We start from the raw sequence: 19,148 nt of genomic DNA, 5'->3' as shown, positions 1-19,148 counted from the left end.
AGGAAACGAGAGGCTCATGAAACTTCCTGCTTTATTTGGCCCGCCCCGCGCCAAATACGCGTGTGCGTGTAGGTGTGGCAATCCGACGAGTATGACAGCCTGCGGCGCATGCCACCAGAATCGTTACTGAGCAGACAGGTTCCTCCAAGGTGCCGCCGCACCCGCGCGACCGCCCCTGGCAAACACCGCAGCGCGTGAGCCTACGCGGGCCGAAGAAGCGCAACGAGGAAATCGGAATCGTCGGTGAACGGGCGCATATCCCAAGTCGACAGCAACAGGTCGGGCGCGAAGCCCGCGTCGGCCGCGTCGTTGAGAAAGTCGGCGAACTCGTATTCGCGGTAGGCGCCGAAGCCGATCGCGGCCCGGCCGTCGTGCGCCACGTGGGCCCGCAGCCGGCTCAACACCTGGACGCGGGTGCTCGGGGCAAGGAAGGCCATGACGTTGCCGGCGCTGACGATGACATCGAAGGGTTCGGCAATGCCGCGCGCGGGCAGGTCCAGCTCGGCGAGATCGCCAACCAGCCAGCGCGGACCGGGATAGTCCTGCTCAGCCGCCTCGATCAGCGCCGGATCCACGTCCACGCCGACCACATCGTGACCGGCCTTCGCCAGATACCCGCCCAGGCGTCCGGGCCCGCAGCCGGCGTCGAGAATTCGTGCGCCGCGGGGCGCCATGGCGTCGACGAACCGGGCCTCGCCGGCCAGGTCGTCGCCGGCGCGGGCCATGGCACGAAAACGCTCGATGTACCACTGCGAATGCCCCGGATCGGCAGCGACCTTCTGCATCCAGATGCTCTGCTCGACCATGCGACCATTATCGGCGTTGTGTTCAAGCTGATGTTCTACGCGCCGCGGATCCCGCCCAACACCGGCAACGCCATCCGGACGGTGGCGGCGACGGGCTGCGAGTTGCATCTGGTCGAGCCGATGGGTTTCGACCTGGCCGAACCCAAGCTGCGCCGGGCGGGCCTGGACTACCACGACCTCGCATCGGTCACCGTGCACGCGTCGCTGGCGGCCGCCTGGGCGGCGCTGTCACCGCAGCGGGTGTTCGCGTTCACCTCGCACGCACCGACCTCGTTCGCCGACGTGCGCTACCGGGCCGGCGACGTGCTGATGTTCGGTCCCGAACCCACCGGGCTGGACGCCGCGACGCTGGCCGACCCGCACGTCACCGCGCAGGTGCGCATCCCGATGCTGCCGGGGCGGCGCTCGCTGAACCTGTCCAACGCCGCGGCCATCGCGGTCTACGAAGCCTGGCGGCAGCACGGTTACGCCGGGGCGGTTTGATCACCAGGTGTCCCAGTGCGTCAGCTCCGCGGCGGGCAGCCGCTTGGCGGGGCGGAAGTCGGTGCCCTTCGTGTAGGCGATCGGGAACAGGCCGCCCTGGCTGATTTTCTCGTAGGGAATGCCGAGCACGTCGGCGGCTTTGCGCTCGCCGTCGCCCAGCAGGTGCAGCGTCGTCCAACAGGAGCCGAGGCCGCGCGAGCGCAGCGCCAGGCAGAAGCTCCACACCGCGGGGAAGAGCGACGCCCAGAACGAGACGCCACCCAACGGCGACTTGTCTTCGCGCCCTTGGATACAGGGGATCAACAAGACCGGCGCCTCGTGAATGTGCTCGGCAAGATACATCGCCGAATCCACGACCTTGCCCATCCGCTCGCCGCGGGTGTCGCCCTCGCCGTAGTCGGGCTTCGGCGCACTGAGGTAGGGCTGGGCGTTGGCCAGGTAGATGTCGCCGAGCGCCTTCTTCTTGTCGGCGTCTTCGACGAACACCCACTGCCAGCCCTGCGAGTTGGAGCCGGTGGGCGCCTGCAACGCCAGTTCGAGGCATTCCATCAGGACGTCGCGGCCTACCGGCTTGTCGAAGTCGAGGCGTTTGCGGACCGAACGGGTGGTGGTGAGCAGTTCGTCGACGGACAGATTGAGGGTCATGTCTGGAGGTTACGGAATCACCGAAAGTCGCGAGACTTGGAGCCGACCGCCAGGGAGATGCGGCCCAGCCGTTCGGCGACGACGGTGATCGCGCCGCTGGCGTTTTGGACCTGCCCCCGCACCAGCAGCGCCGGGGCCGAGTTCGCCAGCTTGCGATGCCGCGCCCACACCCCCGGCACGCAGAGCACGTTGACCATCCCGGTTTCGTCCTCGAGGTTGATGAAGGTGACCCCCTGCGCCGTGCCGGGCCGCTGCCGGTGGGTGACCGCGCCCGCGATCAGCACGCGGTCGCCGTCGGGCACCGAGCCCAGCTTCTCGGCGGGCACCACCCCCATCGCGTCCAGATCGGCCCGCAGGAACTGCGTCGGATAACTGTCCGGGGAGACGCCGGTGGCCCACACGTCGGCGGCGGCCAGTTCCAGCTCGCTCATCCCGGGCAGCGCCGGGATGTGCGACGACGATCCCACCCCGGGCAGCCGGCCCGGCCGCTGGGTGGCCGCGGCCCCGGCCGCCCACAACGCCTCGCGCCGGGACAGGTCGAAGCAACCCAGCGCCCCGGCCGTCGCCAGCGCCTCGGTCTGCGGCACGGACAGCTGCAGCCGGGTCGTCAGGTCCAGCAGGGATACGAAGGGGCCGTTGATCTTTCGCTCGTCGACCAGCCGCTCGGCGAGGTCGTCGCCGATATGGCGGACCGCGCCAAGACCGAGGCGGACCTCGGTTCCGGCGTTGTGCAGGGTGGCGTGCGCCAGGCTGGCGTTGACGTCCGGGCCGTGCACCGTCACGCCGTGCCGACGGGCGTCGGCCACCAGCGATTGCGGCGAGTAGAACCCCATCGGCTGGGCCCGCAGCAGCGCCGCGCAGAACGCCGCCGGGTGGTGCAGCTTGAACCACGACGAGTAGAACACCAGCGACGCGAAGCTCAGCGCGTGGCTTTCGGGAAAGCCGAAATTGGCGAAGGCTTCCAGCTTTTCGTAGGTGCGGTCGATCACCTCGTCGTCGGCGCCGTGCAGCGTGCGCATGCCCTCGTAGAACCGGCCGCGCAACCGTCGCATGCGCTCGGTCGAGCGCTTGGACCCCATGGCGCGGCGCAGCTGGTCGGCCTCGGCGGCGCTGAATCCGGCGCAGTCGACCGCGAGCTGCATCAGCTGCTCCTGAAAGAGCGGCACTCCCAGCGTCTTTCGCAGCGCCGACTCCATCGATGGGTGGTCGTAGACCACGGGGTCCAGTCCGTTGCGCCGGCGAATGTAGGGATGCACCGAGCCGCCCTGGATGGGGCCGGGGCGGATCAGCGCGACCTCCACCACCAGGTCGTAGAAAACCCGCGGCCTCAGCCGCGGCAGCGTGGCCATCTGCGCGCGCGACTCCACCTGGAACACGCCGACCGAATCGGCGCGGGCCAGCATCTCGTACACCGCCGCCTCGGAGAGGTCGAGGTGGGCCAGGTCCACCTCGATCCCCTTGTGCTCGGCCACCAGGTCGATGGCATAGTGCAGCGCCGAGAGCATCCCCAGCCCGAGCAGATCGAATTTGACCAAACCGATTGCCGCACAGTCATCTTTGTCCCACTGCAGCACGCTGCGATTCTCCATGCGCGCCCACTCCACCGGGCACACGTCGGCGATGGGGCGGTCGCAGATCACCATGCCGCCGGAATGAATGCCCATGTGGCGAGGCAGGTTCCGGATCTGGTTCGCCAGGTCGACCACCGGTTCGGGGATGCCGTCGGCATCGGGTGAGTCGGCCAGGCCGTTCCAGTGGCTGATCTGCTTGCTCCACGCGTCCTGCTGCCCCTGCGAAAAGCCCAGGGCGCGGGCCATGTCGCGCACCGCGATCTTTCCCCGGTAGGTGATGACGTTGGCGACCTGGGCGGCGTAGTCGCGGCCGTATTTGTCGTAGACGTACTGGATGACCTTTTCGCGCTGATCGGATTCGATGTCCATGTCGATGTCGGGGGGACCGTCGCGGGCCGGCGACAGAAAGCGCTCGAACAGCAACTCGTTGGCCACCGGGTCGACGGCGGTGACACCAAGGGCGTAACAGACCGCGGAGTTGGCGGCCGATCCCCGGCCCTGGCACAGGATATTGTTTTCCCGGCAGAACCGGGCGATGTCGTGTACCACCAGGAAATAGCCCGGAAACGTCAGCCGGGCAATGACTTTCAGTTCGTGTTCGATCTGCGCATACGCGCGTGGCGCGTGCTCGGCCGACCCGTAACGATCGCGCGCCCCGGTCATGGTCAACTGCCGCAGCCAGCTGTCCTCGGTGTGCCCGGCGGGCACGTCGAACGGCGGCAGCTGCGGCGCGATGAGCGCCAGCCCGAACGCGCACTGCTCGCCCAGCTCGGCGGCCGCGGTCACCACATTAGGGCCCCCAAAGGGCACATGCCCGAACAGCCGGGCCATCTCCTCACCGGAGCGCAGGTGCGAACCGCCCAGCGGAGCCAGCCACCCGGCGGCCGAATCCAGCGACTGCCGGGCCCGGATGGCGCCCATCGCCATGGCCAGCCGCCGTCGCGACGGCCCCGCGAAATGCGCACCGGTGGTGGCGACGACGCCGACACCGAAGCGCGGGGCCAGCGCGGCCAGCACCCCGTTGCGTTCGTCGTCGAGCGGTTGACCGTGATGGGTCAACTCGATGCTGACCCGGTGAGCCCCGAACCGATCCACCAGATCGGCCAGCGCGCGCTCCGCCGCCGATGGGCCGCCCTCGGAAAGCGCTTGGCGGACATGCCCTTTGCGACACCCGGTCAGGATGTGCCAGTGCCCACCGGCGGCCTCGGTAAGCGCGTCGAAATCGTAACGGGGCCTGCCCTTCTCGCCACCGGCCAGATGCGCCGCGGCCAGTTGCCGCGACAGCCGCCGGTAACCCTCGGCACCGCGGGCCAGCACCAGCAGGTGCGGACCGGGCGGATCCGGCTGCTCGGTGCGGGCGCCCGGGCCCAGCGACAGTTCGGCGCCGAACACGGTGCGCATGTCGAGCTCGGCCGCCGCTTCGGCGAACCGCACCGCACCGTACAAGCCGTCGTGGTCGGTGAGCGCCAGGGCGCGCAGGTCCAGCCGGGCCGCCTCCTCGACCAGCTCCTCGGGTGTGCTCGCGCCATCCAGGAAGCTGAACGCCGAATGCGCATGCAGTTCGGCATAAGCGACGGACGAGCGGGACGCCCGGCCGTCATCCGGCGGCTGGTAGGTCGCGCGCCTGCGCGACAGCGGGCCGTCGGATTCCGGGCCCGCCGACTCCCCGGCATGACGCGGCTTGCTGTCGAGCACCCGCTCCATTTCCGCCCAGCTCGGCGGTCCGTTGAACCAGCCCACGGGCCCGAGTATATCGAACTGGTGTTCGATTTGACCCCGGCGCAGCACAACGGTTGTTAAGCCGCTCTTCAACTCTTAAACAAGCTCTTAACGTGCGGGTACTACCGCGGACCGCGGGGCCGACAGATACTGGCACAAGTTCAAGAAAGCGGACTAACGGGAGCCGGCATGGCACAGACACTGGACACGGCGTTCCTGCAGGCCCACGATCCGGATCGGCATGCGGGCTTGGCCATCGGCGCGGTCGCCATCGTCGACGGCACCGCGCCCGACTACGAGCGGCTCAAACACCTTCTGGCGGAACGCATCCAGCCGATCCCTCGGTGCACGCAGCTGCTGCGGGCGCATCCGCTGAACCAGGAATGGATCGACTGCCCGGACTTCGACCTGGCCCACCACATGCGCCGGATAGCCATTCCCGACCCCGGCGACGAGGCCGAACTCTCGCGGGCCATCGCCCACGCCCTGGAGCGGCCCCTCGATCTGGACCGCCCACCGTGGGAGTGCTGGGTCATCGAGGGCCTGATCGGCAACCGGTGGGCAATCCTGATGAAAACCCATCACGGTCTGCTCGACGGCAATTCCGCCGCCCGCCTGATCAGCAGGCTGTGTGACGACGCCGACGCCGATACCTTCGCCAACAGCGCTGCGGGAAAACAGGTTTCGCCACCCGCCGCGGCCAGGCCGGGTTGGGTGAACGCGCTCTGGCGGGCTTCGTCGGCAGCCGGCAATCTCACCGGCGCCCTCCTCGGCGCGATGTGGCCGTCCGTGGGCGCCGAGGCGGCCACCGCCTCACGGCGTTACACCACGGTGCGGGTCCCGATCGCCGACGTCGACAGCGTCTGCCGCAAATTCGGTGTCAGCGCCAACGACGTCGCGCTCGCCGCCGTCACCGAGGGGTTCCGCACGGCGCTGCTCGGGCGCGGCGAGGAACCGCGGGCGGACTCGCTGCGCACCCTGGCCCCGATGCCGGTCCGCTCGGCGATCCTCTCGCACCTGCCCGTCGAGCACGACGACCCGGTGCGGCGGTTGCAGACGGTGCACACCAGGTGGCAGGCCAAGCAGATCGCCCAGCCCCGACCGGCCGGCATCGTGGAGTCGATGATCGGTTTCCTGCCAACCGCGTTGCGCAGCAACGCCTTACAGTTGCTCTCCCGCCTTCCGCAGCGCGCGATCGTGACCTTGGCCACCAACGTGCCCGGGCCGCGCCGTCACCTTCGGATGATGGGCCAGACGTTGGAACGGCTGCTGCCGATCCCCCCGACCGCCACGGCGCTGCATACCGGCGTCGCGGTGTTGAGCTACGGCGACGAACTGGTCTTCGGGATCACCACCGAACAGGGCGATGCGTTCGACGTCAAGCAGTTGGCCGCGGGCATCGAGTTGGGCATGGCGCGCCTGGTGGCCCTCGGCGAGGACTCCGTGCTGCTGTTTGCCCGCAGGCGTCCCGCGCGCCGGCTGGCCCGGCCCGTGCCGCCGACGTATCCGTCGGCGCCGGGGCGCGCGCGTCACTGACCCGTTCTCCACGCCGCTGACCACCGTGAGAAGGTAGGTCAATGGGCAAGTCCGGGCCGGTCATCGTCGACCCGCGCCGCCATGACGCGGTGCTGTTCGACACCGACACCGACACCGCGCTGGGCTCCCCGTTGGCCGGACAGTTGCGCGAGACCGGGGTGGGGGCCGCCGTCATTTCGGCGGACGGTCCGGTGCGGGCGGCCAGCGGTCTGCGGGTGCGGCCCGGCCGCTGCGTCGTGGTGGCCGGGGACGCCGCGGGCGTCGAGGCCGCGCGCGCCGCGGGTTTCGCGTTGGTGATCGGCGTCGACCCGGCCGGGCACGGCAACGCGCTACGCGAGGCGGGGGCCGACGGGGTGGTCGCCGATCTGGACGAGCTCACGGTGCGGACCGGCGACCGCCGCATGTCTCAGCTGCCCGATGCGTCGCAGGCCTTGGCCGATGGGCTGGCCGACCGGCGACCGGCCGTGTTCTTCGACTTCGACGGGACGCTCTCCGACATCGTCGACGACCCGGACTCGGCGCTGCCTGTCGCCGGCGCGACCGAAGCGCTCGAAAAGCTGGCCGCGCGGTGCCCCGTCGCGGTGCTGTCCGGCCGCGATCTCGCCGACGTGACGAAACGCGTTGGCGTACCCGGTGTCTGGTATGCGGGCAGCCACGGTTTCGAGTTGACCGCCCCCGACGGCACGCACCACCAGAACGACGACGCGGCCGCCGCCATCCCGGTGCTCGAGCAGGCGGCCGGTCAGCTGCGCGACCGGCTCGGCGCGATCCCCGGTGTCGTGGTGGAACACAAGCGATTCGGGGTGGCCGTGCACTACCGCAATGCCGGACGCGACCGCGTCGGCGAGGTGCTGGCGGCGGTCCGCGCGGCGGGTCGCCGCGACGAGCTTCGGGTCACCACCGGCCGCGAGGTCATCGAGCTGCGCCCAGATTTGGACTGGGACAAGGGAAAAACGCTGCGCTGGGTGATCGATCACCTGCACGAGGCCGGGTCGGGCCCCCTGACACCGGTCTACCTCGGCGACGACATCACCGACGAGGATGCGTTCGACGCGGTGCGCGGCGGGCCCGTCCGGGGCGTGCCGATCCTGGTGCGGCACGGCGACGACGGGGACCGCGCCACCGCGGCGCTGTTCGCGCTGGACAGTCCCGCTCGGGCCGCCGAATTCACCGACCGGCTGGCCGATCAGCTGCCGCGCTGACGCTAGGCGTATTCCACGGCCCCGTCGTCGAGCACCACCCGGGCGTCGGCCCCGTCCGGACCGGAAGCCTCGGTGCGGAACACCGCCTTGCCCGGCTCGGTGCGCCAGATCAGCGTGGTCAGTGTCTCGCCGGGGAACACCGGCGAGGTGAACCGCGAGGCGATCGAGGTGACGTTGGCCGCGACGCCCTGGCCCAGCTCGGACACCAGCGCGCGCCCCGAAACCCCGTAGGTGCACAGCCCGTGCAGGATCGGCTTGGGGAAGCCGGCCAGCTCCCGGGCGAACCACGGGTCGCTGTGCAGCGGGTTGCGGTCACCGGAGAGCCGGTAGATCAGCGCCTGGTCCTCACGCGTGGGCAGCGGGATGCGCGCGTCGGGCTCGCGGTCCGGGAATTCCGGTGCGACCGGCCGCTGACCCGGCATGCCCCCGAAGCCGCCCTCGCCCCGGATGACCAGGGTGGTGAGCGTCTCGGCGATCAGCTGCCCGGAGTCCGGCTCGGTGCCCCGCCCGCGCAACACCAGGATGGCGTTCTTGCCCTCGCCTTTGTCCTGGATGTCGGCGACCTCGGAAACCACCGAGAGCTTGCCCGCGGGCGGCAGCGGTGCATGCAACCGGATGCTCTGCGATCCGTGTAACAACATGGCCCAGTTGAACTTTCCGACCAGGCCGGCCGCGCCGAAGGCCGGGCAGCAGATGACCGCATACGTGGGCAGCACCTGCTGGTCGATGTCGTGGCTGTTCTCGGTGGTGAAGGGCAGATCGTCGACCCCGGCGCCGACACCGAGCGCGTAGAGCAGCGTGTCCCGGTCGGTCCATTCGAACTGCATGGGCTCGGTGACCGCCCCGACGGCACTCGGATCAATCGCCATAAAAGTCTCCTGATCGTTGGTAGGGATCCTCGGTCCACTCTGGCATCCGGCGAATCGGCGGCGCGACTCAGGCCGCGCGGTAACAAACCAGCGCAAACCCTTCCCACCGGAGGCGTCGGCAAGGCAGGCTATCTCCCATGCCCAAGCGCAGCATGATCCGGAAAGCCGCGGTAGCGCTCGCCGCACTCACCGCCACGATGATCGTCGCCGGCTGCGGTGGTTCACCGCAGGCCCGCTCCATCACCGTCACGTTCATCCGGCACGCCCAGTCCGAGGCCAACGCCGCCGGCACCATCGACACCGAGGTGCCGGGGCCGGGCCTGACGCCGGAGGGCAAGGGGCAGGCCGAACAGCTCGCGCACCAACTGGGCCGCAAGGACTTCGACAGCGTCTACGCCTCCACCATGACTCGGGCTCAGCAAACCGCCGCACCGCTGGCCGCCCAGCTCGGCAAGCAGGTGGAGGTCCTGCCGGGCATCCAGGAGATCAACGCCGGCTGGTACAACGGCAAGCCCGAGTCGATGGCGAAGTCGACGTACATGCTGGCGCCGGTGAACTGGCTCAACGGCGACGTCTCCGACAGCATCCCCGGCTCGGTCAGCGGCAAGGAGTTCAACGACCAGTTCACCGGGGCCGTCAACAAGATCTACAACAGCGGCCACCGCAACCCGGTGGTGATCTCGCACAGGAACTCCATCATGTTGTGGACGCTGATGAACGTGCAGAACGCCAAGGACAGCCTGATGGACAGCCACCCGATTCCGAACACGGGTCGCGTGGTGATCAGCGGTAACCCGATGACCGGCTGGACGCTGGTCGACTGGGACGGGATCCGCGACTTCCGCAACTAGTGGCGATCGCAAGCGCGGCGTAGCCGGGCGCAGCGGGTCGCCACCATCGGATCAGTGGCGTAGCCCAGATCACAGTTGACGTGCGCGGCTACCACCGCCACCATGTCTTCATGCGGTATGTCGTTACCGGCGGTACCGGGTTTATTGGCCGCCGCGTCGTGTCTCGCCTGCTGGAATCTCGCCCCGACGCGCAGGTGTTCGTGCTCGTGCGACGGCAGTCGGTCGGCCGCTTCGAGCGGCTCGCCGAACAGTGGGGCGAGCGGGTTAAACCGCTGGTCGCAGGGCTGCCGGAGTTGGAGCTGAGCGACGAGGTCTTCGCCGAGCTGGGCCGGATCGACCACGTGGTGCACTGCGCGGCGATCTATGACATCACCGCCGGCGAGGCCGAGCAGCGGTCGAGCAACGTCGAGGGCACCCGCGCGGTGATCGGGCTGGCGCGGCGGCTGGACGCGACGTTGCACCACGTGTCGTCGATCGCGGTGGCCGGGGATTTCGCCGGCGAATACACCGAGGACGATTTCGACGTCGGCCAGCAACTGCCGACGCCGTATCACCAGACCAAGTTCGAGGCCGAGCTGCTGGTGCGCTCGGCGCCCGGGCTGCGTCATCGCATCTACCGACCCGCCGTGGTGGTGGGCGATTCACGCACCGGCGAGATGGACAAGGTGGACGGGCCGTACTACTTCTTCGGCGTGCTGGCCAAGCTGGCGGTGCTCCCGTCGTTGACCCCGATCCTGCTGCCCGACACCGGTCGCACCAACATCGTCCCGGTCGACTACGTCGTCGACGCGCTGGTCGCGCTGATGCATGCCGACGGCCGTGACGGCCAGACGTTCCACCTGACCGCCGAGGAAACGATCGGCCTGCGCGGCATCTACCGCGGCGTGGCCAAGGCCGCGGGGCTGCCGCCGCTGCGCGGTTCGCTGCCCCGCGCGGTGGCCGCGCCGGTGCTCAAGGTGCGCGGACGCGCCAGAGTCGTGCGCAACATGGCGGCCACCCAGCTAGGCATCCCCGCCGAGGTGTTGGACGTCGTAGACCTGGCCCCCACCTTTGTCAGTGAGAAGACGCGAAACGCTCTGCGGGGCACCGGAATAGACGTTCCGGAGTTCTCCAGCTACGCGCCCCGGCTGTGGCGGTACTGGGCGCAGCACCTGGATCCGGACCGCGCGCGTCGCGACGATCCGCAGGGACCGTTGCGGGGACGACACGTCATCATCACCGGCGCGTCCAGCGGCATCGGCCGGGCGGCGGCCATCGCGGTCGCCGAGCGGGGCGCAATCGTGTTCGCGCTGGCCCGCAACGGCGAGGCGCTGGATGCGCTGGTCGCGGAGATCCGTGCCAATGGTGGTGCCGCCCATGCCTTTACCTGCGATGTCACCGATTCCGCGTCGGTGGAACACACGGTCAAAGACATCCTGGGGCGCTTCGACCACGTCGATTACCTGGTGAACAACGCCGGACGGTCGATCCGCCGCTCGGTGGTCAACTCCACCGACCGGCTGCACGATTACGAACGGGTGATGGCGGTCAACTACTTCGGCGCGGTGCGGATGGTGCTGGCGCTGCTACCGCATTGGCGCGAACGCCGTTTCGGTCACGTCGTCAACGTGTCGAGCGCCGGCGTGCAGGCGCGCAATCCCAAGTACAGCTCCTACCTGCCGTCCAAGGCCGCGCTGGACGCGTTCTCCGACGTGGTGGGTTCGGAGGTGCTCTCCGACCACATCACCTTCACCAACATCCACATGCCGCTGGTGCGCACCCCCATGATCGTGCCGTCGCACCGGCTCAACCCGGTGCCGGCGATCAGCCCCGAACGTGCGGCGGCGATGGTGGTGCGCGGCCTGGTGGAAAAGCCGGCCCGCATCGACACCCCGCTGGGCACGCTCGCCGAGGCCGGCAATTACTTCGCACCGAGGACCTCGCGGCGCGTGCTGCACCAGCTCTATCTCGGCTATCCCGATTCGGCCGCGGCGCGCGGGCTAACCGCCGAACCTGCGCCGACCCCGACTGCGCAGACAGCACGGCGCAAGCCCAGCCGGCCCGTGCGCGCCGTCACTCGGGGCATCCGGGCACCGGGTCCAGTCAAGCGGCTGGTACGCCTGGTGCCCGGCGTGCACTGGTGATCACTTCTGCAGCGTGAACTGGTTGACGTCGATGTATCCGATCCGGAATGCTTCGGCGCAACCGGTCAGGTATTTCATGTACCGCTCGTAGACTTCCTCGGACTGCACCGCGATGGCCTCATCCTTGTGGGCCTGTAGCCCGGCCGCCCAGATGTCGAGCGTCTTGGCGTAGTGCGGCTGCAGCGACTGCACGCGGCTCACGGTGAAGCCGTTCGCGGTGGCGCGCTCTTCGACCATCGGTATCGACGGCAGCCGCCCGCCCGGAAAGATCTCGGTGACAATGAATTTGATGAATCGAGCGAATTCGAACGACAGCGGCATGCCGCGTTCGGCCATCTCCGTCGGATGCAGCCCGGTGATGGTGTGCAGCAGCATGACCCCGTCGTCGGGCAGCAGGTCGTGCGCCAGGCTGAAGAACGCGTCGTAGCGCTCGTGCCCGAAGTGCTCGAAGGCGCCGATGCTGACGATCCGGTCGACCGGCTCGTCGAACTTCTCCCAGCCCTCGAGCAGGATCCGCGCCGACCGAGGGCTCCCGGAGTTCGCGATCAGCTGCTGGACGTGCTCGGCCTGGTTGCGGCTCAGGGTGAGGCCGACGACGTTGACGTCGTACTTTTCCACCGCCCGCATCATGGTGGCGCCCCAACCACAGCCGACGTCGAGCAACGTCATGCCCGGCTGCAGGCCGAGTTTGCCGAGCGCGAGGTCGATCTTGGCGATCTGCGCCTCTTCCAGCGTCATATCCTCGCGCTCGAAGTAGGCGCAGCTGTACGTCTGGGTCGGGTCCAGGAACAGCCGGAAGAACTCGTCCGACAGGTCGTAATGGGCCTGCACATCGTCGAAGTGCGGCGTTAGATCAGGTCCCTCGGGGGGCTCCGACGTTGTTGGCATCGTGCCAGCCTAGCCGCCGGTATGTTGGAAGCAATGAGCTCGCCCGTTTTCGTTGACGTCGATACCGGCGTGGATGATGCGCTGGCGCTGATGTACCTGTTCGCCAGCCCCGACGCCGAAGTGGTCGGCATCGCCTCGACAGGGGGAAACGTTGGGGTGGAGCAGGTTTGCGAAAACAACCTGGGGCTGCTGGAGTTGTGCGAACGCACCGGCATACCGGTTTCCAAGGGCTCCGGACAGACCCTGACCGGACCGATGCGGCTGCCGTCAAAGGTGCACGGCCCCAGGGGATTGGGCTACGCCGACCTGCCACCGGGATCGCAACGGCTCACCGACTACGACTCGGCCGGCGCCTGGGTGCGCGCGGCGCGCGCCCGTCCCGGCGAGCTCATCGGCGTCGCGACCGGGCCGCTGACCAACCTGGCGCTGGCATTGCGGGCCGAGCCCGAGTTGCCGGCGCTGCTCAAGCGGCTGGTGATCATGGGCGGTTCCTACGATCACCGGGGCAACCACACCGCGGTGGCGGAGTGGAACATCAGCGTCGACCCCGAGGCGGCGGCCGAGGTGCTGGCCGCCTGGTGCCCGGAAGTCGTTGGCCAACAGCGACTCCCGCTCCTGTGCGGGCTTGATCTGACGCGCAAGGTGGCGATGACGCCCGATCATCTGGCACGCCTGGCGGCGGCCGCGGAGTCGACGACGACGCGGCTGAGCGAAGATGACGCGCCCGGAACCCGGTCGACGGCGTCCAACCCGCTCATTCGGGTGATCGAGGACGCGATGCGGTTCTACCTGGAGGCCTACCACGAGCTCGGCCACGGGTATCAGGCGCACATGCACGATCCGTTGGCCGCCGCCGTCGCGCTGGATCCCGAACTGGTCGAGGCGCGTCCGGCGACCGTGGACATCGAGCTGACCGGAACGCTGACCCGCGCCATGACGGTGACCGATTGGACGGCCCGTCGAGAGCCCAACGCGCTCATCGGGATTGACGTGGACGCGGCGGCATTTTTCGATCGGTTTATCGAGCGGGTGGGACCGTTCGCACGGCAATTAGGGGGTGTTCGATGAAGATTCGGGCGATCGAGCTGATCCGGGCGGGCTGGGGCACGGTGCTGCTGGCCGCCCCGGGCGAGGTGCTCGAGCACATCCATGGGGTGCGGGTGGACCGTAAGGCGCTCGTCGTCACCCGAATCCTGGGCGCACGCCATCTGACCCAGGCGCTGCTGTCGGGAATCAACCCCGGCCCGGAGGTGCTGGCAGCCGGGGTCTGGGTCGACACCGTGCACTCGGCGACGGCGCTCGGCCTGGCCGCGGTCGACCGGCACCGTGCTCGCGGTGGGGTGACCGACGCCGTCGTCGCGGCGTCGTGGGCGTATCTGGGCTGGCGCCACCTGCGCGCCGGCAAAGCCAGGACCGAAGGCGTGCGCGGCCGCGACCGGCTGGCCCGCACCGTGGTGGGCGCACTGCCCGGTGGCCGCGGGCTGATGGCCCGCGCGCAGGCGGTCCGCGCCGGATAACCCCAGGTGAGCGTCCCTTATCCGCAAAGCGAAGGGCATCCGTCCAACGTTTCTGCCGTTGGGCACGATGACGCATTGTGTTTTCATGTTTTGGTGGGGAGGGAGCTCGACGTCGTGCGTCGAGCTCCCTGGAAGTGAAAGGTTTTGCAGGTCATGACGGAGTTGGTTACCGGAAAAACGTTGCCGAACGTGGTCGTCACTGGCGTCGCCATGACGACCGCGTTGGCCACTGATGCCGAAACCACCTGGAAGTTGTTGTTGGACAGCCAAAGCGGTATCCGCAAGCTCGAGGATTCGTTCGTCGAGGAGTTCGACCTGCCGGTGCGCATCGGCGGGCATCTGCAGGAGGAATTCGACGCCGGACTGACGCGCGCCGAACGCCACCGGATGGGTTACCTGCAGCGGATGTCCACCGTCCTGAGCCGCCGGGTCTGGGAGAACGCCGGCTCCCCCGAGGTCGACCCCAACCGGCTGATGGTGTCCATCGGCACCGGCCTGGGGTCCGCCGAGCAGATCGTGTTCAGTTACGACGATTTGCGGGCTCGCGGCATCAAGGGGGTCTCACCCCTGGCGGTGTCGAAGTACATGCCCGACGGTGCGGCCGTCGCGGTGGGACTGGAGCGGCATGCCAAGGCCGGGGTGATCACGCCGGTGTCGGCGTGCGCGTCGGGTTCTGAGGGTGTGGCGCAGGCCTGGCGCAACATCGTGTTCGGCGAGGCCGACATCGCCATCTGCGGTGGCGTCGAGGTCAGGATCGAGGCGGTCGCGATCGCGGCGTTCGCCCAGATGCGCATCGTGATGTCGACCAAGAACGACGACCCGGCCGGCGCGTGCCGCCCGTTCGACCGCGACCGCACCGGCTTCGTGTTCGGTGAGGCCGGCGCGCTGCTGGTCATCGAAACCGAGGAACACGCCAAAGCCCGCGGCGCCAACATCTTGGCCCGCATCATGGGCGCCAGCATCACCTCCGACGGCTACCACATGGTGGCCCCCGACCCCAACGGCGAACGCGCCGGACACGCCATGAGCCGGGCCATCCAACTCGCCGGGCTGACGCCCGGCGACATCGGCCACGTCAACGCCCACGCCACCGGCACCTCGGTCGGCGACGTCGCCGAGGCCAAGGCCATCAACAACGCGTTGGGCAGCAACAAACCGGCCGTCTACGCCCCCAAAGCCGCGCTGGGCCACTCGGTGGGCGCCGTCGGGGCCGTGGAATCCATCCTGACCGTGCTCGCCCTGCGCGACCAGGTGGTCCCCCCCACGCTCAACTTGGAAAACCTCGACCCCGAAATCGACCTCGACGTCGTGGCCGGCAAACCACGACCGGGCAACTACGAGTACGCGATCAACAACTCGTTCGGGTTCGGCGGACACAACGTGGCCATCGCCTTCGGGCGGTACTAAAACCGAGCAACACCGAATATCAGGAGACCTGCGATGACAATCACGGCCCCCGAGACGGTTGGCGAGTCGCTCGACCCTCGCGACCCGCTGTTGCGCTTGAGCAACTTCTTCGACGATGACTCCGTCGAGCTGCTGCACGAGCGCGACCGTTCCGGCGTGCTTGCCGCCGCGGGGACCGTGAACGGCCTGCGCACCATCGCGTTCTGCACCGACGGCACCGTCATGGGCGGCGCGATGGGCATCGAGGGGTGCACACACATCGTCAACGCCTACGACACCGCCATCGAGGAGCAGAGCCCGATCGTGGGCATCTGGCACTCCGGCGGTGCCCGGCTGGCCGAGGGTGTGAAGGCACTTCACGCGGTGGGCCTGGTCTTCGAGGCGATGATCCGCGCGTCCGGCTACATCCCGCAGATCTCGGTGGTCGTAGGCTTCGCGGCCGGCGGCGCCGCCTACGGGCCGGCCCTGACCGACGTCATCGTGATGGCCCCGGAGAGCCGGGTGTTCGTCACCGGGCCCGACGTGGTGCGCAGTGTCACCGGTGAGGACGTGGACATGTGCTCGCTCGGCGGGCCGGAGACCCACCACAAGAAGTCCGGGGTGTGCCACATCGTCGCCGACGACGAGCTCGACGCCTACGAGCGCGGCCGCCGGCTGGTCGGATTGTTCTGCCAGCAAGGGCATTTCGACCGGGACAAGGCCGAGGCCGGTGACACCGACATCCACGCGCTGTTGCCCGAGTCGTCGCGGCGGGCCTACGACGTGCGGCCCATCGTGACCGCGATCCTCGACGCCGAGACACCGTTCGACGAATTCCAGGCCAACTGGGCGCCGTCGATGGTGATCGGCCTGGGCCGGCTGTCCGGCCGCACGGTCGGCGTGCTGGCCAACAACCCGCTGCGGCTGGGTGGTTGCCTGAACTCCGAAAGCGCAGAGAAGGCAGCACGTTTCGTGCGACTGTGCGACGCATTCGGCATCCCGCTGGTCGTGGTCGTCGACGTGCCCGGCTACCTGCCCGGTGTCGACCAGGAGTGGGGCGGCGTGGTGCGCCGCGGCGCCAAGCTGCTGCACGCATTCGGCGAGTGCACGGTTCCGCGTGTCACACTGGTGACCCGAAAGACTTACGGCGGGGCCTACATCGCGATGAACTCCCGGTCGCTGAACGCGACCAAGGTTTACGCGTGGCCGGACGCCGAGGTCGCCGTGATGGGCGCCAAGGCCGCCGTCGGCATTCTGCACAAGAAGAAGCTGGCCGCCGCCGCGGACCACGAGCGCGAAGCGCTGCACGACGAGCTGGCCGCCGAGCACGAGCGGATCGCGGGCGGCGTGGACAGCGCCATCGAGATCGGCGTGGTCGACGAGAAGATCGACCCGTCGCACACCCGCAGCAAGCTCACCGAGGCCCTGGCTCAGGCGCCCGCGCGCCGCGGCCGCCACAAGAACATCCCGCTGTAAGCCTCGCGCGGCACGGTCGGCCACCAAGGGATGATTCGCCTACGCGAGTCATCTTCGATCGCGGCCCAGGATCGCCGAAAGCGCCTGCCGCAGTTCCCCTTCGGGATCGTCGGGGAGTTCATCGGTGCGCCACCCGACGAAGTCGTCGGGCCGGATCAGCAGCGCCCCGTCCGGGGGCAGCCCGGTGACCGCCGCCCACTCGTCGCTGTAGAACCGGTGCGCGGCCAATGACGCCGAAGTCGCTGCGGCGCACCATCGCTCGTCTCCGGACAGCACGGTGAATCGCGGTCCGAGCAGGTCGAGTGTCGAGACTCCCTTGCGCACCCAGACGTGCGGCAGCCGAGTGCCGGGTTGGGCGCGCAATTCGTCCACCAGGCCGCCGCTGTCCTCATCGCTGGTCACGACCGCGGCCGAGCGGTAGCGGTATCCGATGAGCAGGGCGAACATCGAGCATTCCTCGTCGGCCGGCAATTGGGGCGCGGCGCCACCCGCCCGCAGCAGCGCCACCGACGGCCCGGTGAGTGACTGGCGCGCTGCGAATCGGCCCACCGGATGACGCTCGGCCTGATAGGTCGACAGCAGCTCCGGCGCGGCGGTGCCGTGCAGAACGGCGGCGAGTTTCCAGGCCAGGTTGTGCGCGCTTTGGATGGCGGTGTTGGCTCCTCCGGCTTTGAACGGCGGCATGGTGTGCGCCGAATCGCCGACGAGAAATGCTCGCCTGCAATCGAATTGGTCAGCTACGCGTTCGTACGGTTGCCACGCAGCGACCTCGATGATGTCGATGTCGATCCGCTCGCCGATCGCCTTGGTGAGCACCTCGCGGCAGCGGTGCGGGGTGAATTGTTCGGCCGTCTCGCCCGCGCCGGGAAAGTACGTGGTGATGAACATGCCGAGATCGCCCTCGGCGACCAGGAATATGCCGTCCACCTCGTCGTTTTTGACCTGCACGCCATCGCCATCGTGCAACTCGGGGATGAATTGTCGCCACGGCGCCCGGAAGTAGACGAACACGACATAGATCGGCAGGGCGCCGTAGCCCGATGTGGTGATGCCCAACCGTTCGCGGATGGGGCTGTGCACACCGTCGGCCCCGACGAGATAATCCGCGCGGATGGTCTGCGACTCCCCCGATTCCGCGTCGCGCACCACCGCGGTAACACCGGTTTCATCCATCTCGATCGAGGACAGCACCGTGCCATAGCGCACTTCGCTGCCGCCCCGTCGCGACGCATCGCGCAGGATCGGCTCGAGCCGGCTCTGCGGACAGTACTGCGCCGCCGGCTCGGGGCTGAGCTTGTCCAGACCGGCGAAGATCGCGTCGATGTCGAGTGCCGGTTCTTGTGCGGTGCTGTTGAGCGTGGGCCTGACCACCAGCGCCGAGACGTGCTCGGCGACCGCCCGCACCTCGTCCCGAACACCCATGCCGCGCAGGATTTCCGAGCTGCGAAAGCTCAGATTGCGGGCCTTTGGGTAGAGGAAGAATTCGCGTCGCTTCTCGATCAGAAGCGAGCGCACGCCGTGCTGGGTCAGCAGCGCCGACATGGCGAGGCCGCCGACTCCGGCTCCGACGATCAAAACTGGGACACGCGTCGCCATCGCAATCACCTCCGAACGCTGCATTATGAAAGAGACTATCATTCGATATGCGCTGTCAGAATATGACGGAGCTCTCCGTTATGGGAAATTCCAGCTCTAGGCCGTTGCGCGATAACCAGGAGTGGGTAACCAACGCCTAACGCGGCGTCAGGTGGAGTCAGTCTTAACGGAAGGGGCATCGGATGGGTCGTGAAGAGGGTGGCCGGTGGGACGTCGGCATCCAAAACAACGCGGTCTACGTTGAGCGCATCTCTGAGAGCGACGAGCGCATGTTCGACGACTCGCTATCCCCCGAAGAGGCCCGTGACCTCGCTGGCCTGTTGACGAAGTTCGCGACCAAACTCGAAGAAGCCTCCGATTCCGACACGACCAAGGGTTCGAAGGGCAGCGACGATTCCAAGGACTCCGAGGACTCCGACGACGACTCGGACGACGAAGACTCGGACGACGACGAAGACTCGGACGACGACGATTCCAAGG

Annotated in this window: 16 protein-coding genes; 10 read left to right on the top strand and 6 right to left on the bottom strand. The window is 68.4% G+C overall.

All coding sequences use genetic code 11. The features are described from left to right. Positions 1-200: 200 nt before the first annotated feature. Positions 201-806 (bottom strand): class I SAM-dependent methyltransferase, encoded by a 606-nt coding sequence (locus AC5Y4H_RS24580; RefSeq protein ID WP_499986213.1) that lies wholly within the window; start codon positions 804-806, stop codon positions 201-203. An 18-nt stretch (positions 807-824) separates the two neighbouring features. Here AC5Y4H_RS24580 and AC5Y4H_RS24575 point away from each other — a divergent pair, with 18 nt between their 5' ends. Continuing rightward, the gene (locus AC5Y4H_RS24575) at positions 825-1,289 is read left to right on the top strand and encodes a tRNA (cytidine(34)-2'-O)-methyltransferase (protein WP_499986212.1); all 465 of its coding nucleotides are present in this window, start codon (positions 825-827) and stop codon (positions 1,287-1,289) included. On the opposite strand, the gene AC5Y4H_RS24570 is transcribed toward AC5Y4H_RS24575, so the two are convergent. Both AC5Y4H_RS24570 and AC5Y4H_RS24565 read right to left on the bottom strand, forming a co-directional pair. Continuing rightward, on the bottom strand, positions 1,290-1,934 hold the full coding sequence (locus AC5Y4H_RS24570) for a nitroreductase family protein (RefSeq protein WP_499986210.1): 645 nt from the start codon (positions 1,932-1,934) through the stop codon (positions 1,290-1,292). A gap of 17 nt (positions 1,935-1,951) precedes the next feature. After that, positions 1,952-5,245: an error-prone DNA polymerase gene (locus AC5Y4H_RS24565; RefSeq protein WP_499986207.1), complete on the bottom strand. Its 3,294-nt coding sequence runs from the start codon at positions 5,243-5,245 to the stop codon at positions 1,952-1,954. 168 nt (positions 5,246-5,413) lie between these two features. Here AC5Y4H_RS24565 and AC5Y4H_RS24560 point away from each other — a divergent pair, with 168 nt between their 5' ends. After that, positions 5,414-6,760, top strand: a complete 1,347-nt coding sequence (locus tag AC5Y4H_RS24560) for a wax ester/triacylglycerol synthase family O-acyltransferase (protein WP_499986204.1) — start codon at positions 5,414-5,416, stop codon at positions 6,758-6,760. 41 nt (positions 6,761-6,801) lie between these two features. Continuing rightward, on the top strand, positions 6,802-7,962 hold the full coding sequence (otsB, locus tag AC5Y4H_RS24555; RefSeq protein ID WP_499986202.1) for a trehalose-phosphatase: 1,161 nt from the start codon (positions 6,802-6,804) through the stop codon (positions 7,960-7,962). A gap of 2 nt (positions 7,963-7,964) precedes the next feature. Here the strand turns inward: otsB and AC5Y4H_RS24550 are convergent, their stop codons facing one another. Further along, the gene (locus AC5Y4H_RS24550; protein ID WP_499986200.1) at positions 7,965-8,831 is read right to left on the bottom strand and encodes a MaoC/PaaZ C-terminal domain-containing protein; all 867 of its coding nucleotides are present in this window, start codon (positions 8,829-8,831) and stop codon (positions 7,965-7,967) included. Between the two features lie 137 nt (positions 8,832-8,968). Here AC5Y4H_RS24550 and AC5Y4H_RS24545 point away from each other — a divergent pair, with 137 nt between their 5' ends. Together AC5Y4H_RS24545 and AC5Y4H_RS24540 are read left to right on the top strand one after the other, a co-directional pair. After that, on the top strand, positions 8,969-9,682 hold the full coding sequence (locus AC5Y4H_RS24545) for a histidine phosphatase family protein (RefSeq protein ID WP_499986198.1): 714 nt from the start codon (positions 8,969-8,971) through the stop codon (positions 9,680-9,682). 110 nt (positions 9,683-9,792) lie between these two features. Next, positions 9,793-11,805, top strand: a complete 2,013-nt coding sequence (locus AC5Y4H_RS24540) for an SDR family oxidoreductase (RefSeq protein WP_499986196.1) — start codon at positions 9,793-9,795, stop codon at positions 11,803-11,805. Here AC5Y4H_RS24540 and cmaA1 read toward each other — a convergent pair whose 3' ends face one another. Then, on the bottom strand, positions 11,806-12,693 hold the full coding sequence (gene cmaA1 / locus AC5Y4H_RS24535) for a cyclopropane mycolic acid synthase CmaA1 (protein ID WP_499986194.1): 888 nt from the start codon (positions 12,691-12,693) through the stop codon (positions 11,806-11,808). A gap of 33 nt (positions 12,694-12,726) precedes the next feature. Between cmaA1 and AC5Y4H_RS24530 the strand changes: the two genes are divergently transcribed. From AC5Y4H_RS24530 to AC5Y4H_RS24515, 4 genes are all read left to right on the top strand, one after another. Further along, a complete protein-coding gene (locus AC5Y4H_RS24530) occupies positions 12,727-13,761 on the top strand; it encodes a nucleoside hydrolase (protein WP_499986192.1) in 1,035 nt (344 codons plus the stop codon). Continuing rightward, positions 13,758-14,210 (top strand): hypothetical protein, encoded by a 453-nt coding sequence (locus AC5Y4H_RS24525; protein WP_499986188.1) that lies wholly within the window; start codon positions 13,758-13,760, stop codon positions 14,208-14,210. The genes AC5Y4H_RS24530 and AC5Y4H_RS24525 overlap by 4 nt, the downstream gene beginning before the upstream one ends. A 153-nt stretch (positions 14,211-14,363) precedes the next feature. After that, positions 14,364-15,617 carry a 3-oxoacyl-ACP synthase KasB gene (kasB, locus tag AC5Y4H_RS24520; protein ID WP_499986187.1) on the top strand — a complete coding sequence of 418 codons (1,254 nt, stop codon included), beginning with the start codon at positions 14,364-14,366 and terminating at the stop codon, positions 15,615-15,617. A 33-nt stretch (positions 15,618-15,650) separates the two neighbouring features. After that, a complete protein-coding gene (locus AC5Y4H_RS24515; RefSeq protein WP_499986184.1) occupies positions 15,651-17,072 on the top strand; it encodes an acyl-CoA carboxylase subunit beta in 1,422 nt (473 codons plus the stop codon). Positions 17,073-17,120: 48 nt separating this feature from the next. Here the strand turns inward: AC5Y4H_RS24515 and AC5Y4H_RS24510 are convergent, their stop codons facing one another. Then, on the bottom strand, positions 17,121-18,668 hold the full coding sequence (locus tag AC5Y4H_RS24510) for an FAD-dependent monooxygenase (protein ID WP_499986182.1): 1,548 nt from the start codon (positions 18,666-18,668) through the stop codon (positions 17,121-17,123). Between the two features lie 182 nt (positions 18,669-18,850). Between AC5Y4H_RS24510 and AC5Y4H_RS24505 the strand changes: the two genes are divergently transcribed. After that, positions 18,851-19,148, top strand: a 298-nt coding sequence (locus AC5Y4H_RS24505; RefSeq protein ID WP_499986179.1) for a hypothetical protein, incomplete at its 3' end; no start/stop codon positions are given.

It is taken from the genome of Mycobacterium sp. NGS58 (genome assembly GCF_059812385.1).
This window is presented reverse-complemented; position numbering and strand designations above follow the sequence as displayed.

Excerpts from the sequence above, each read along its gene's own strand:
- AC5Y4H_RS24580 (WP_499986213.1), bottom strand. The coding sequence starts at position 806 with ATGGTCGAGCAGAGCATCTGGATGCAGAAGGTCGCTGCCGATCCGGGG.
- AC5Y4H_RS24570 (WP_499986210.1), bottom strand. The coding sequence starts at position 1,934 with ATGACCCTCAATCTGTCCGTCGACGAACTGCTCACCACCACCCGTTCG.
- AC5Y4H_RS24560 (WP_499986204.1), top strand. The coding sequence starts at position 5,414 with ATGGCACAGACACTGGACACGGCGTTCCTGCAGGCCCACGATCCGGAT.
- otsB (WP_499986202.1), top strand. The coding sequence starts at position 6,802 with ATGGGCAAGTCCGGGCCGGTCATCGTCGACCCGCGCCGCCATGACGCG.
- AC5Y4H_RS24550 (WP_499986200.1), bottom strand. The coding sequence starts at position 8,831 with ATGGCGATTGATCCGAGTGCCGTCGGGGCGGTCACCGAGCCCATGCAG.
- AC5Y4H_RS24545 (WP_499986198.1), top strand. The coding sequence starts at position 8,969 with ATGCCCAAGCGCAGCATGATCCGGAAAGCCGCGGTAGCGCTCGCCGCA.
- AC5Y4H_RS24540 (WP_499986196.1), top strand. The coding sequence starts at position 9,793 with ATGCGGTATGTCGTTACCGGCGGTACCGGGTTTATTGGCCGCCGCGTC.
- cmaA1 (WP_499986194.1), bottom strand. The coding sequence starts at position 12,693 with ATGCCAACAACGTCGGAGCCCCCCGAGGGACCTGATCTAACGCCGCAC.
- AC5Y4H_RS24530 (WP_499986192.1), top strand. The coding sequence starts at position 12,727 with ATGAGCTCGCCCGTTTTCGTTGACGTCGATACCGGCGTGGATGATGCG.
- AC5Y4H_RS24525 (WP_499986188.1), top strand. The coding sequence starts at position 13,758 with ATGAAGATTCGGGCGATCGAGCTGATCCGGGCGGGCTGGGGCACGGTG.
- kasB (WP_499986187.1), top strand. The coding sequence starts at position 14,364 with ATGACGGAGTTGGTTACCGGAAAAACGTTGCCGAACGTGGTCGTCACT.
- AC5Y4H_RS24515 (WP_499986184.1), top strand. The coding sequence starts at position 15,651 with ATGACAATCACGGCCCCCGAGACGGTTGGCGAGTCGCTCGACCCTCGC.
- AC5Y4H_RS24510 (WP_499986182.1), bottom strand. The coding sequence starts at position 18,668 with ATGGCGACGCGTGTCCCAGTTTTGATCGTCGGAGCCGGAGTCGGCGGC.